Raw genomic sequence first — 12,774 nt, forward strand, 5'->3', positions numbered from 1 at the left:
CATTTAGGTATTGGATGACGCTATGAGCTTTCTTGATGAAATTCAAAAATACGCGCCGGAAGAGTTACTGTCCCGCATTGAAGCTAAATCGGGTTCAGATGTAGAACGCGCCCTGCTCTCGGAGCGGTTGCGCATTGATGACTTCATGGCCCTGCTCTCTCCGGCCGCGGCACCGTTCATTGAACAGATGGCCGTCAAGGCCCACAAGGTTACCAGACAGCGGTTTGGCAACAATATCCTGCTCTATGCCCCACTCTATCTCTCCAACCTCTGCACCAACGGCTGCCTTTACTGCGGCTTCAATGCCGCCAACAAGGTTGCCCGGCAGACGCTGACTTTCGATGAAGTCGAGAGAGAGGCGCGGGTTCTCCACGAGCGAGGATTCCGCCATATCCTGCTGGTTACCGGCGAAGCCCCCAAGGCGGTAGACAACGAATACCTCGCCGAGGCTGCGCAACGCATCCGCCACCTCTTCAGTTCAATCGCCATCGAGGTCTACCCGATGGACGAAGCCGGCTACAGCCGGATGGTCGAAGCCGGAGTGGATGGTTTGACTATCTACCAGGAGACCTACGACCAGAAACTGTATGCAGAAATGCACCCTTTCGGCAGAAAACGGGACTATGCGTTTCGCCTGCTGGCCCCGGAAAGAGGCGGCGCTGCCGGACTGCGGCGCATCGGCATTGGCGCTCTCCTCGGCCTGGGTCATTTCAGGGTGGAAGGTTTTTATACCGGCCTGCATGCCCTGTATCTGTCCCGGCATTTCTGGCGCAGCCACTTGAGTGTCTCTTTCCCCCGGATGCGCCCGGCCGAAGGGGGATTCTCCCCGCTGAACCCGGTTTCCGATCGCGAGTTCGTGCAGCTTATCTGCGCGCTCCGTCTGTTGCTGCCCGACGCCGGACTGGTGATGTCTACCCGTGAAAGTGCGACCCTCCGCGACAATCTGCTACCGCTCGGGATAACCCAGATGAGCGCCGGTTCCTGCACCTCGCCGGGTGGCTATGCCGGAGAAGAAGAGAGCACCCGCCAGTTCAACATCGACGATGATCGAACCGCCGAAGAGGTAGAGCAGATGATCCGCAGCAAGGGGTATGAGGCGGTCTGGAAGGACTGGGACCGGGCCTTTCTCGACAAGTCAGCCCCGTATTCAGACTGTGACGTTGCGCTCTGACCGCGGCATCATGCCCGTTGATTTCGATCTTTACCTGATAACGGACTGTTCCCAGGCCAAAAGCGGTAACCTGATTGAAACGGTGGAGGCGGCGCTTCATGGCGGCGTCAGGGCGATCCAGCTCAGGGAAAAGAACTTATCGAGCCACGAGCTTTACCAACTGGCACGTGAGTTTCGCTCGTTGACCTCACGCTTCAAGGCCCGCCTGTTCATCAATGACAGGATAGATATTGCGCTGGCGGTTGACGCCGACGGGGTCCATCTCGGCGAAAACAGCATTCCGACAGCAGCCGCCCGCGATCTGCTGGGCAAGGACAAACTCATCGGCGTGTCGTGCCACTCCCTGGAACGTGCCGTAACGGCTGAAGCTTCAGGTGGGGACTTCATCACCTTTGGGCCGGTGTTCTTCACGCCATCCAAAGCGTGCTATGGTGACCCGGTAGGGCTGGTCAGGCTGGCAGAAACAGTTGCCGGGCTAACTATCCCGGTGTTCGGCCTTGGAGGGGTAACCAGCGGTAATCTCCAGCAAGTCCTCGATAGCGGCGCTCACGGAATTGCCCTCATATCCGCCATAATCGCCGCCGAACAACCGCAACAAGCAGCAGAAGGCGTTCTGTCGACACTGAGACGAATCAAGACTACCCTCCAGTCATAGGAGCACTTACCATGAAAACCGCTCGCATCAAGTCAGGCAAAGAATTCGCCATCGGCAAGATCCTCTGCATCGGCAGAAACTATGTCGATCATATCCACGAACTCGGCAATGAACTGCCTGCCGCTCCGGTAATCTTTATGAAACCGGCCAGCTCGGTCATATCTGATGGCGAGAGCATCGTCATTCCCGCCTATTCTAATGATTGCCATCACGAAGGGGAACTGGCCGTGCTGATCGGCAAGACAGGCAAGGATATTCCTCTGGACGAAGCTCTGGAGCATGTTGCCGGCTACGGAGTTGCCATTGACCTGACCCTGCGGGATGTGCAGGGTGAATTGAAAAAGAAAGGACTCCCCTGGGATATTGCCAAGGGCTTTGACACTGCCTGCCCGCTGTCAGATTTTACGCCGGCGGAACAGATCGCGGACCCGCAGCAGCTGCAGATCCGCCTCTCAGTCAACGGCGAGATGCGCCAAGACGGTCCGACATCTTTGATGATCAACCCGGTCAGGGAGATCATCCGTCACCTCTCGACGATCTTCACTCTTGAGCCGGGAGATATCATCCTTACCGGAACCCCGGCAGGGGTCGGCAGGATCATATCCGGCGACAAGCTGGTAGCTGAGATTCCCGGGGTGGCTCGCGTTGAAGTATCAGTAGCCTTATAACTAGCGCGCCTTGCTGAGTTCAGCCAGGCGGCCTTCGGCCTTCTTCGCCAGCTCGCTGCCGGCATGCTTCTGAATTATTTCCTGGTAAAGCTTTAGCGCATGCTCCCGGTTCCCCTGCTTTTCCTCGAACTGCGCCGTATCAAACAGCTCCTTGCCCTTGTCACCGGCACAACCGACGGCAACGGACAAGACCAGCATCCCGATAATCGCAAATCTGCTCCACATATCTATCCTCCGAAAAGAAAAGGCCACGGTCTCCCGTGGCCTTTGTTGACTGCATAGGACTTTCTAGGCCTTGTTCACATTGGCAGCCTGAAGCCCTTTGGCTCCCTGCACAATGTCAAAAGTTACCTTTTGACCTTCGGCCAAACTCTTGAATCCATCACCCTGGATCGAAGAGAAATGCACGAAAACATCCTCACCGTTCTCCTGCTCTATGAAACCGAACCCCTTGCTGTCATTGAACCACTTAACAACACCGTTAGCCATTACTGCCTCCTTCGATCATATCTGCTGCAAGAAATCGGGATATGGCTGTGCCCGCAGATTAGAACTTATTTACACCGGAGACAACATCGGTGTCAAGCTGATTTTCAGTTACCAGCCAAAACCGCATGAGCCGCTGCCAGACGGGCAATAGGCACTCGGAACGGGGAGCAGGAAACGTAATCTAGCCCTACCTTGTGGCAGAAAATAACTGATGCCGGATCGCCGCCATGCTCGCCGCAGATTCCCAGCTTAATTTCCGGACGCGTTGACCGGCCCAGCTCACAGGCCATTTTCACCAGTTTGCCGACGCCGTTCTGGTCCAACGTAACAAATGGGTCTTCCGGGAGCAGGTTGGTCTCGACATAGAACGGCAGGAACTTGCCGGCATCGTCCCGGGAGAGGCCAAAGGTTGTCTGGGTAAGGTCATTGGTACCAAAGGAAAAGAACTCCGCCTCAGTGGCAATCTCGTCAGCGGTCAGTGCCGCGCGCGGCAGCTCAATCATGGTGCCGATGAGATATTCGAGCTTTACCCCATAACTGGCCATAACCTCTTCACAGACAGCCACAGCATTCGCCTTGAGCTCTTTCAGCTCGGAGACGGTGGCAATCAATGGAATCATTATTTCCGGCACAATGCTGAAGCCTTCGTTCTTAACCAGCTCACAAGCAGCTTCCATGATCGCCTGGACCTGCATATCGTAGATCTCCGGATAAGTGAGACCCAGCCGGCATCCGCGATGACCGAGCATTGGGTTGAATTCGTGAAGGAACTCAACCTTGTGCTTGAGCTGCTGAGTTGTCACGTTCAAGGTCTTGGTGAGCGCTTCGATGTCCTTGTCCTCAGTAGGGAGGAACTCGTGCAACGGCGGGTCAAGCAGGCGAATCGTTACCGGAAGCCCCTTCATCTCGCGGAAAATGCCGATAAAGTCACCTTTCTGCATCGGCAGAATCTTGGCCAGCGCCTTCTCTCTCCCCTCCAGGTCCTCGGCAAGGATCATCTCTCGCACCGCCATGATCCGGTCGGCCTCGAAAAACATATGCTCGGTGCGGCACAGACCAATACCTTCTGCCCCGAACTCCCTGGCAACCTTTGAATCGTTGGGGGTGTCGGCATTGGTACGAACCTTGAGTTTCCGGTACTTGTCAACCCACTCCATCAGTGTGGCAAAATCCCCGGTCAGCTGTGGCGGCACGGTTGCAACCTCACCCATGATAACCTCACCGGTAGAACCATCGAGCGTGATCAGGTCACCCTTTTTGATAACCACACCATGGCGGGCAGTGAAAGATTGGCTGGCATAATCCACCTTGAGATCGCCACACCCTGCCACACAGCACTTACCCATGCCGCGAGCAACAACCGCAGCATGGGAGGTCATGCCGCCTCTTGCCGTCAAGATCCCCTGGGCGGCATGCATGCCATGGATATCCTCAGGACTGGTCTCAATTCTCACCAGTATTACTTTCTGGCCATTGCGGGCCAGCAGTTCCGCCTCATCCGCAGTAAACACCGCGGTACCGGCCGCAGCACCCGGAGATGCGGGCAACCCTTTGGCAATAATCTTTTTGGGAGCTTTGGGATCAAGCGACGGGTGCAGTAGCTGATCGAGCTGAGACGGCTGAACCCTGAGAATGGCAGCCTTTTCGTCGATAAGCCCCTCTTTGACCATGTCAACGGCGATCTTGATCGCTGCGCAGGCAGTCCGCTTGCCGTTGCGGGTCTGCAGCATGTAGAGCTTCCCTTTTTCGATAGTAAACTCGATGTCCTGCATATCCTTATAATGCTTTTCCAGTATCTGGCGGATACCGGCCAACTGCTGATAGCATTCCGGCAGCACCTCTTCCATGGCCGGCAGATCGCCTTCCTTTTTCTGATGGAGGTTAATCGGCTGGGGTGTCCTGATCCCGGCCACGACATCCTCACCCTGGGCATTTACCAGGTACTCGCCGTAGAAATAGTTGTCACCGGTTGAAGGATCACGGGTGAAGGCTACGCCTGTTGCGCAGTCGTCCCCCATGTTGCCGAAAACCATGGACTGGACGTTGACCGCAGTCCCCCAATCAGCCGGAATGTTGTTCAGTTTGCGGTAGGTGATCGCCCTCTGGTTCATCCATGATCCGAAAACCGCGCCGATTGCCCCCCATAACTGCTCCTGCGGATCTTCGGGAAACTCCTGCCCCAGTACCTCCCTGATCCGTGCCTTGAACTTGGCAACAAGATCCTTCCAGTCTGCGGCAGTCAAGTCGGTGTCGAGATGCACCCCTTTCTCCTCCTTCTTCTGCTCCAGAAGGTGTTCCAGGGCCTCTTTGTCCATCCCCATGACCACATCCGAGTACATCTGGACAAAGCGACGGTAAGCATCATAGGCAAATCGCTCGTCGCCGCTCTGGGCAATTATCCCCTGAACCGTCGTGTCGTTGAGACCGAGGTTGAGAACCGTGTCCATCATCCCCGGCATCGAAGCCCTGGCTCCTGAGCGCACTGAAACCAACAGCGGGTTGACGGCATCACCAAAAGTACGTCCCATGAGCTGCTCTACCCTTTTCAGGTTTGCAGCAACCTCATCATTGAGTCCAGCCGGGTAAGCGCTGTTATTTTTGTAGAACTCGGTACAGACTTCGGTGGTAATGGTAAACCCCGGAGGAACAGGAAGACCGATGCTGGTCATCTCCGCCAGGTTCGCCCCCTTGCCTCCCAGAAGGTTTTTCATGTCTGCCCTTCCGTCAGCTTCACCATTCCCAAAGAAATAAACGAATTTTGCCATTGTGCCCAACCTCCATTTTTAGTTACGATCAAAACCGTTTAGCAAAAATTAATATAATTTTAATGATAATCAATCCCGTTTAGTATAAATAAAGCCTGTAAACAAAAAAGCCGCCCAGTGGGCGGCTTTCTCAGCTATGCGGCAATTCTCGAAAAATCGGCGATGCCGCCGAACAGTCTGGCTATACCCGTCAACAGGGCCAGCCGGTTGGTTCTGACCCGTTCATCTTCCGCCATGACCATGACCTTGTCGAAGAAGGCGTCAACCGGGGGGCGCAGCGTGGCAATATCCGCAAGCGCTGCAACATACTCCTGTTTAGCCACTGCAGCAGCGACCTTTGCCTTGACTCCGGCAAAGGCGTCATTCAGTGCACCTTCTACCGGATCCTGAAAGAGCGCAGCATCAACTCCGGCGTCAACCCCGTCCTTGACGATGTTGCATACCCTTTTAAAGGCTACTGCCAGAGGCTCAAAGTCGTCGCGCCCCTTGAAAGCGGCAAGCGCGGCAATGCGGGCAGCAGCGTCCACCAAGTCGTCACAGCCTACGGCAACAACAGCATCGACGACATCTGACGGATAGCGATCCGCCATCAGGTTGACAAAGCGCCCTTTAAAGAACTCCAGCACGTCGGCATGGACCTCTTCCCGCTTTCGGGTGAGCTTCGGCTCAAGGAGATCAAGGGACGCCTTGACAAAACCGTTCAGCGACTCCCGGTACTCCTTCTCAAGAATAATATTGATTATCCCTAAAGCAGCCCGACGCAGGGCATAAGGATCTGCCGATCCGGTCGGAATGAGGCCTACGCCGAAGCAACCGCAGATGGTATCCATCTTGTCGGCCAGGGAAACAAAGGCGCCGATGTCACTGGTCGGCAGGTCGCCACCGGCCTGGGTCGGCAGGTAATGCTCGGCGATGGCAGAAGCCACGTCAGCATCCTCGCCGTCATGCAGTGCGTATTCCCGGCCCATGATTCCCTGAACCTCAGGGAACTCGCCGACCATAGCGGAGACAAGATCGGCCTTACAGAGATAGGCTGCGCGGCCAACTTTTGCCTTGAGAGCAGGATTAAACTTGTCAGCCAACCCTTCAGCGAGAGCCTTGAAGCGCTCCATCTTTTCATAAGACGTCCCCAGCTTCTGCTGGTAGACCACTGACTTCAGTGACTCTACGCGGCTTTCAAGCTTCACCTTCCGATCTTCCTCAAAGAAGAAGCGGGCATCGGAGAGACGGGCCCTGAGCACCCGCTCGTTACCCTTGACCACAACAGTCGGGTCTTCGGTCAGGGTATTGTTGATAGTAATGAACCCTGGCATGAGACGGCCATTATCGTCAACTATGGAGAAGTAACGCTGGTGGCTCCGCATCGAGGTTACCAGCACCTCTTTCGGCACTGCGAGGAAATCCTGGGAAAAGGTACCGTGAACAACGCTCGGATACTCGACCAGGTAGGTCACCTCTTCGAGGAGCCCTTCGTCCGGGAGCAGCTGCCCACCGGCAACCTTGGCTACACGGTGCGTCTCACGCCTGATGATCTCTTTGCGGACGGCGGGGTCAGGTATGACAAAGTGGCGCTCGCACTCTTCCAGGTAGTGATTGAAATCGCGTACCGGGAACGGGGTGTTGGCCATGAAGCGGTGTCCCCTGGAGACGCTGCCGCTTTCAATGGGACCGAAACTGAACGGCACCACAACGCCGTCGAACAGGGCCACAATCCAGTGGATCGGTCGGGCAAAACGGACATCGAAATCACCCCAGTGCATTGACTTCCTGAAAGAGATACCGCTCATAAGCCGCGGGAGGATCTCTGCCATTAATTCGTGGGAGGGCCTGCCGGTCTCCTTTTTCACTGCCGCGACATACTCGCCTTTGTCAGTGGCAATCAGTTGCAAGTCACTGACATCGACTCCCTGGCCACGGGCAAACCCCTCAGCTGCCTTGCTCGGTTTGCCATCCGGACCGAAGGCGATATTTTTCGCCGGCCCCATGGCTGTAGTCTCGGCATCAGGCTGAACCGCAGGAATCCCCTTGACGCAAAGCGCCAAACGGCGGGGGGTCGCGAGAGTCTTGATCTCAGCGAATTCCAGCCTGGCATTATCCAGCTCCCTACGAATCAGGGCATCCATATCGGCCATTGCCTTCGGGAGAAAGCCGGCCGGGATCTCTTCGGTGCCTATTTCAAGAAAAAGTTCTCTGGCCATGGTTAACGTCCCCCCTTCAGGAGCGGATAGCCCAGGCGCTCGCGCTGTCGGACGTAAGCCTCGGCGCAGAGTTTAGCGACATTCCGTACCCGGCCGATATACGACGCCCGTTCGGTGACGGAAATAGCGCCGCGGGCATCCAGCAGGTTAAAGGTATGGGAGCATTTCATGACAAAGTCATAGGCAGGGAACACCAGCTCCTTTGCCACAAGCCTGATGCATTCCTTCTCAAAGTTGGTGAACGATTCGAGCAACAGCGCTACGTTGGCTTCTTCAAAGTTGTAGGTCGAGAACTCCACCTCTGTCATGTGATGGATATCGCCATACTTGATCCCCTTGGTCCACTCCAGGTCATAGACATTGTCCACCCCCTGAAGATACATGGCGATCCGCTCGCAGCCGTAGGTAATCTCCCCGGCAACCGGCTTGAGATCTATGCCCCCGGCCTGCTGGAAATAGGTAAATTGCGTGATCTCCATCCCGTCAAGCCAGACCTCCCAACCAAGGCCCCAGGCGCCCAGAGTAGGCGATTCCCAGTCATCTTCCACAAAGCGGATATCATGCTGGTTCGGGTTGATGCCGAACGCGCGCAGGGAGTCGAGGTAGAGATCAAGGATGTTTTGCGGAGATGGCTTCATTATCACCTGAAACTGGTAATAATGCTGGAGCCTGTTGGGATTCTCGCCATAACGGCCGTCCGTGGGCCTACGGGAAGGCTCTACATAGGCGACATTCCATGGCTCCGGTCCGAGCACCCTGAGGAAAGTGGCCGGATTGAACGTTCCTGCCCCCTTTTCCGTATCATAGGGCTGCTGAATAACGCATCCCTGTCCGGCCCAATAGCCTTGAAGCGAGAGTATCATGTCCTGAAAGGTCACTCTGGCCCTCCTGAATTCGGGAAATTAACCGGCGATAAATCTCATTTGGGGAAACTGAAAAATGAGATTCAAACCAATGAGTTAGCCGCGAAAGAGTAGCGTTTCCCAAGACAGGTGTCAAGGGGAATTACAAAAAAAGGCGACCGGATAGAGACCCGATCGCCTTGAGAAACAACCTGAACTTTGGCTATTCTGCTTTGTTTACTACAACTTTAAGAGTAGCAGTCACTTCAGGATGGAGTTTTACAATGGCAGTGAATTCACCGGTCTGCTTGATCGGATCGGTCACGATTTTCTTGCGATCGATCTCCAGTCCTGCTTCTTTAAGCTTCTCAGCCAATTCCATGTTGGTAACAGCGCCGAAAAGCTTGCCTTCTTCACCTGCCTGGTGTGTCAGGGTCAGGGTAAGGGCTTCGATCTTGGCAGCAACACCTTTGGCGAGCTCAAGAACCTTGTTCTTCTTGTACTCCATCTGCCTCTTGGCATGTTCGAGCGCTTTGGCATTCTTGAGAGTCGCTTCAATGGCAAAGCCGCGCGGAAGCAGGAAATTGCGGGCATAGCCAGGAGCAACTTTTACGATATCACCGATGTGTCCGAGATTTTCCAGGTTTTCCTTCAGAATAACTTTCATGCTCTCATCCTCCTAGCCTGTAGTCACAGGTTTTGTTGTTTGGGGGCCCTGAAGTTCCCCCACATGTCGAAAATCCCCAGTATTGCAACCCCTGCAAGCAGGTATGGCTGCAACACCAGAAAGGTATAGAAAAGAAATCTCCCGACAGCAGGAACTGCAAACCGGGTGAAAAAATTCGCCATCACAGCAAGCCCCTGGAAGAAATAGGCGAAACATACAACCAGGAGAACATTAAGAGCGACTCTGGCCACCAGTGCATCTGGAATCAGTAAAGCAAATCCCGAGACAATCAATAGCCAGATCAGATGGTCTGAGTTACGGAATTCGCTGAACTCACCCATTGCAAGCTGCAGTTGACCCCGCCTGACGAAACCGGCAATGGCCAGCATGGTTATAATGACAATGAACGCCTGGCTAATGGCAAGCATTGCCGGATATACCCGCACCATGACCGAACCGGCCTGCTGCAACCCGTCCTTCAGTGCCTGCAGTTCGGCATCCTTAAGCCCGCTTTTGCTGTAAAGAGCAGCGGTCTGGGCTATCCCGGCGCCGAGCCATTTCTGAATCTCGGCATCAAGGTTGATGCCGCTGACCATCGAATAGCCAAAGCTGGCAATAACCATAATCGCCAGACTGCTTGCTGCAGCAAGGACAATAGACCTTGCCACGCCTTTCGCCTGGAGAAAGATGGGAAGCAAAACTGACACAGTTGCTGCCTGGAGCAGATACAGAACGAGAATCCTGGAATCGGCAACCAAACCCAGCAGAGAGGCGGAGACAATCACGATTGCTCCGCCAGCACCTCTACCGAGTCTCAATGAATAAAAGGTGGCCGGCAACGGAGCCAGCATTCCACCCAACACCCCTACAAGCGGCAATGATGCATACGCCAGAAAGAGAGCAACAGTTGCCGCACTCCCCTTGAGAATATCCAGAAGAATTCCCTTGGAGGGGAGATTCACGACATCCTCTACGGCATTACATGCGAGCCGGCCAGCGGCAGAAGGGCAAGGTTGCGTGCTCGCTTGACAGCCTCGGTAATCTCTCTTTGATGCTTGGAGCAGTTACCGGAAATACGGCGCGGAATAATTTTCCCACGCTCAGTAATGAAGTAACGAAGGGTTCTCGGATCCTTGTAATCGATGGAAACTTGCTTGTCGGCGCAAAAGCGGCATACCTTGCGACGCTGAAACGGGCGTTTTTTCCTGGGCCCTGAACTTCTCTGTGGTCTCTCTTCACTCATCTATCTGTTCCTCCCGGATTAGAATATTATTCCTCGGAAGCCGCAGGGGCCTCTGCCTCAGGAGCTGCAGGCTGTGCCGCAACAGGCGCAGCTGCCTCCTTCTCCAATTTGACGCTCTGGTAACGAATGACTTTGTCGTCCAGACGCAGCTTCCGCTCCAGTTCGGCAATCAGTGGGGCATCCCCGTCAAAACGGAGATAGAAATAGCGCCCGCGGACGAACTTCTCGATGGGATAGGAAAGCTTCCTGAGCCCCCAGTCATCAAGCTTCTTCAGGTCACCCTTCATACTGGTTACAATTTCCTGAACCTTGGCAGTGAGCCCTTTGAGCTCGTCATCCGCCAGTTCAGGCTGGACGATATAAATCGTCTCATACATCCTTTTCATGACTTCCTCCTCACGGTTTTCTCAGCCCCGGTCCAACCCGGAGCAAGGAGTGGCAGCGGGATTGCTGCTCGAAACAGGAGTTATTAACACATCGCCGCAATATGTTCAAGAAAATTTACTTGAGCCACAAAAATAAAACAGCCACCCAGGTTACCTGCGGTGGCTGTTGCGTCACAAACATTCCCGAATTCATTTTTTACATATAGACCATTACCCGGAACTCCACCCGTCCATCCATAGATCTGAAAGGGATCGTCACCCCTTTGCACTGCACATTCATGCTGGGCTTTTCCGCTGCCGGCTCCGGCGGTTCAGACAATGGCCGGATCTTTCCGGAGACAACCAGTGGCAGGCCAAGAGCCACGCTCCCGTAATACTCGTGGTATTTGGTCTTGAATACCCCGGCAATATTATTGGTCAACTCGCCAATGGCATCACGTACAGACTCCTCATCCGGATCGTCCATCATCAACAGTTCCTTGGAAACCAGCAGCGCCGAATCCTTGCCAGTAGCAAACATGATGTAACCGACCCGCTCACCGGCAACGCCGATAATTCCGACAACATCGGAATCCACAGGCTCGATCTTTTTCTCAACCTTGCCGGCAAAGATCTCCATGCCGAGATAGCTTTTAAACGTGTCTTGGGTGGCAGACATGATCGTAAACATTATTTCTTCAAAGGTAATAGCATTATTAGACACGAACCGGCCTCCTGAAAAAGTATGAGATCAAATCAAAGCAATATTACCAGAGAATCTCGTCAGCACAAGAATCAGACCAAATTTCATAATCGCCGGCAACCAAAACAGAAATCGCAACATAAATGTCATTTTCGTCAAAACCAGTTTAATGTCGAAAATCCGACAGTTGCACCGGTTAACATGTTGATATATGATTCAGCCGTACTGGCAACATGATGCGTATATTCCGCGACATATCAGCAGGCTAACCTCGGAACTTGACAATATATCTTTAGAGCTAGCAACTGAAGTATTAGGGTTATGCGATACCCTGCTGTCGATTTTCTTTACATATTTACCGAACCGACCTTTCAGAGCTTCGGCAAGCGCTTGAAAGCATTACATACCATTTGGAATTAATGTCATAATAACAACTAATAATCCACATCTAAGAATTAGGCCAAACCATTTGCACAAGACAGGCACCAAACTTGCTAAGCAAATACAACCTAAGTAAGTTGCATCAAGGACCATCTAAAGTTGCCGAGCTGCTGAAGCAGGCACATGATAATGCTTCTGCAATCAATGTTATGCGAATGTGTGTGAGGGGATAAGAAAATGGGCGAGGCAAGGAGATTCACCAGAATACCATATCAGTCCGAAGTCCTCATGAATGCCAATGGTCAATGGTTCCGAGGTTTGTCGGAAAACCTTTCACTGTATGGTATCTACATCAAGTCGAATGAAAGACTCAAGCTGGACTCTATCGTTGAACTCACCATTTACCTTCCCGGCAGTGACGACACCACAAACGACGATAACTACATCGACGTTAACAGCGTTGTCGTTCGTCAAGATCAGGAAGGTATCGGCTGCGAATTCAGACAGGTCGATGTTGACGCATTTCTCAATCTCAAGAACGTCATAAGTTCCCGATGTGACAACAAAACCCTGGTTATGGATGAATTTTACAGCTATTTATCGCGCAAAGAACTGCTTGCATCCTAA

General features: G+C 53.6%; 14 protein-coding genes. 4 read left to right on the forward strand and 10 right to left on the reverse strand.

Annotated elements, in window-relative coordinates; translation table 11 throughout:
• Positions 1-22: 22 nt before the first annotated feature.
• From thiH to KI809_RS03540, 3 genes are read left to right on the forward strand one after another with little or no spacing between them, the layout of a single operon-like run.
• Entirely contained in the window at positions 23-1,171 is a 1,149-nt protein-coding gene (gene thiH, locus KI809_RS03530) for a 2-iminoacetate synthase ThiH (protein ID WP_214170111.1), read from the forward strand.
• Between the two features lie 7 nt (positions 1,172-1,178).
• Entirely contained in the window at positions 1,179-1,826 is a 648-nt protein-coding gene (thiE, locus tag KI809_RS03535) for a thiamine phosphate synthase (RefSeq protein WP_214170502.1), read from the forward strand.
• A gap of 11 nt (positions 1,827-1,837) precedes the next feature.
• Positions 1,838-2,494 carry a fumarylacetoacetate hydrolase family protein gene (locus KI809_RS03540; RefSeq protein ID WP_214170112.1) on the forward strand — a complete coding sequence of 219 codons (657 nt, stop codon included), beginning with the start codon at positions 1,838-1,840 and terminating at the stop codon, positions 2,492-2,494.
• Here the strand turns inward: KI809_RS03540 and KI809_RS03545 are convergent, their stop codons facing one another.
• The 10 genes from KI809_RS03545 to KI809_RS03590 form a co-directional block, all read right to left on the reverse strand.
• On the reverse strand, positions 2,495-2,719 hold the full coding sequence (locus tag KI809_RS03545) for an outer membrane protein assembly factor BamD (protein ID WP_214170113.1): 225 nt from the start codon (positions 2,717-2,719) through the stop codon (positions 2,495-2,497). It abuts the gene before it with no gap.
• A 63-nt stretch (positions 2,720-2,782) separates the two neighbouring features.
• Positions 2,783-2,983: a cold-shock protein gene (locus KI809_RS03550; protein ID WP_214170114.1), complete on the reverse strand. Its 201-nt coding sequence runs from the start codon at positions 2,981-2,983 to the stop codon at positions 2,783-2,785.
• 104 nt (positions 2,984-3,087) lie between these two features.
• A complete protein-coding gene (ppdK, locus tag KI809_RS03555; protein WP_214170115.1) occupies positions 3,088-5,748 on the reverse strand; it encodes a pyruvate, phosphate dikinase in 2,661 nt (886 codons plus the stop codon).
• Positions 5,749-5,882: 134 nt separating this feature from the next.
• Positions 5,883-7,946, reverse strand: a complete 2,064-nt coding sequence (glyS, locus tag KI809_RS03560) for a glycine--tRNA ligase subunit beta (protein ID WP_214170116.1) — start codon at positions 7,944-7,946, stop codon at positions 5,883-5,885.
• A gap of 2 nt (positions 7,947-7,948) precedes the next feature.
• On the reverse strand, positions 7,949-8,824 hold the full coding sequence (gene glyQ / locus KI809_RS03565; protein ID WP_214170117.1) for a glycine--tRNA ligase subunit alpha: 876 nt from the start codon (positions 8,822-8,824) through the stop codon (positions 7,949-7,951).
• Positions 8,825-9,011: 187 nt separating this feature from the next.
• Positions 9,012-9,455, reverse strand: a complete 444-nt coding sequence (gene rplI / locus KI809_RS03570) for a 50S ribosomal protein L9 (RefSeq protein ID WP_214170118.1) — start codon at positions 9,453-9,455, stop codon at positions 9,012-9,014.
• A 23-nt stretch (positions 9,456-9,478) separates the two neighbouring features.
• On the reverse strand, positions 9,479-10,417 hold the full coding sequence (locus tag KI809_RS03575) for a YybS family protein (protein ID WP_214170119.1): 939 nt from the start codon (positions 10,415-10,417) through the stop codon (positions 9,479-9,481).
• An 8-nt stretch (positions 10,418-10,425) separates the two neighbouring features.
• The gene (rpsR, locus tag KI809_RS03580) at positions 10,426-10,698 is read right to left on the reverse strand and encodes a 30S ribosomal protein S18 (protein ID WP_214170120.1); all 273 of its coding nucleotides are present in this window, start codon (positions 10,696-10,698) and stop codon (positions 10,426-10,428) included.
• Between the two features lie 26 nt (positions 10,699-10,724).
• The gene (rpsF, locus tag KI809_RS03585; protein WP_214170121.1) at positions 10,725-11,084 is read right to left on the reverse strand and encodes a 30S ribosomal protein S6; all 360 of its coding nucleotides are present in this window, start codon (positions 11,082-11,084) and stop codon (positions 10,725-10,727) included.
• Positions 11,085-11,280: 196 nt separating this feature from the next.
• The gene (locus KI809_RS03590) at positions 11,281-11,787 is read right to left on the reverse strand and encodes a chemotaxis protein CheX (protein ID WP_337833273.1); all 507 of its coding nucleotides are present in this window, start codon (positions 11,785-11,787) and stop codon (positions 11,281-11,283) included.
• A 597-nt stretch (positions 11,788-12,384) separates the two neighbouring features.
• On the opposite strand from KI809_RS03590, the gene KI809_RS03595 reads away from it, so the two are divergent.
• A complete protein-coding gene (locus KI809_RS03595; RefSeq protein WP_214170122.1) occupies positions 12,385-12,774 on the forward strand; it encodes a PilZ domain-containing protein in 390 nt (129 codons plus the stop codon).

The organism is Geoanaerobacter pelophilus (assembly GCF_018476885.1).
Taxonomy (GTDB): domain Bacteria; phylum Desulfobacterota; class Desulfuromonadia; order Geobacterales; family DSM-12255; genus Geoanaerobacter; species Geoanaerobacter pelophilus.

Bases quoted from the DNA above. Each gene is read 5' to 3' on its own strand.
- rplI (WP_214170118.1), bottom strand. From the start codon at position 9,455: ATGAAAGTTATTCTGAAGGAAAACCTGGAAAATCTCGGACACATCGGT.
- KI809_RS03550 (WP_214170114.1), bottom strand. From the start codon at position 2,983: ATGGCTAACGGTGTTGTTAAGTGGTTCAATGACAGCAAGGGGTTCGGT.
- KI809_RS03545 (WP_214170113.1), bottom strand. From the start codon at position 2,719: ATGTGGAGCAGATTTGCGATTATCGGGATGCTGGTCTTGTCCGTTGCC.
- KI809_RS03540 (WP_214170112.1), top strand. From the start codon at position 1,838: ATGAAAACCGCTCGCATCAAGTCAGGCAAAGAATTCGCCATCGGCAAG.
- KI809_RS03595 (WP_214170122.1), top strand. From the start codon at position 12,385: ATGGGCGAGGCAAGGAGATTCACCAGAATACCATATCAGTCCGAAGTC.
- rpsR (WP_214170120.1), bottom strand. From the start codon at position 10,698: ATGAGTGAAGAGAGACCACAGAGAAGTTCAGGGCCCAGGAAAAAACGC.
- rpsF (WP_214170121.1), bottom strand. From the start codon at position 11,084: ATGAAAAGGATGTATGAGACGATTTATATCGTCCAGCCTGAACTGGCG.
- ppdK (WP_214170115.1), bottom strand. From the start codon at position 5,748: ATGGCAAAATTCGTTTATTTCTTTGGGAATGGTGAAGCTGACGGAAGG.
- glyS (WP_214170116.1), bottom strand. From the start codon at position 7,946: ATGGCCAGAGAACTTTTTCTTGAAATAGGCACCGAAGAGATCCCGGCC.
- thiH (WP_214170111.1), top strand. From the start codon at position 23: ATGAGCTTTCTTGATGAAATTCAAAAATACGCGCCGGAAGAGTTACTG.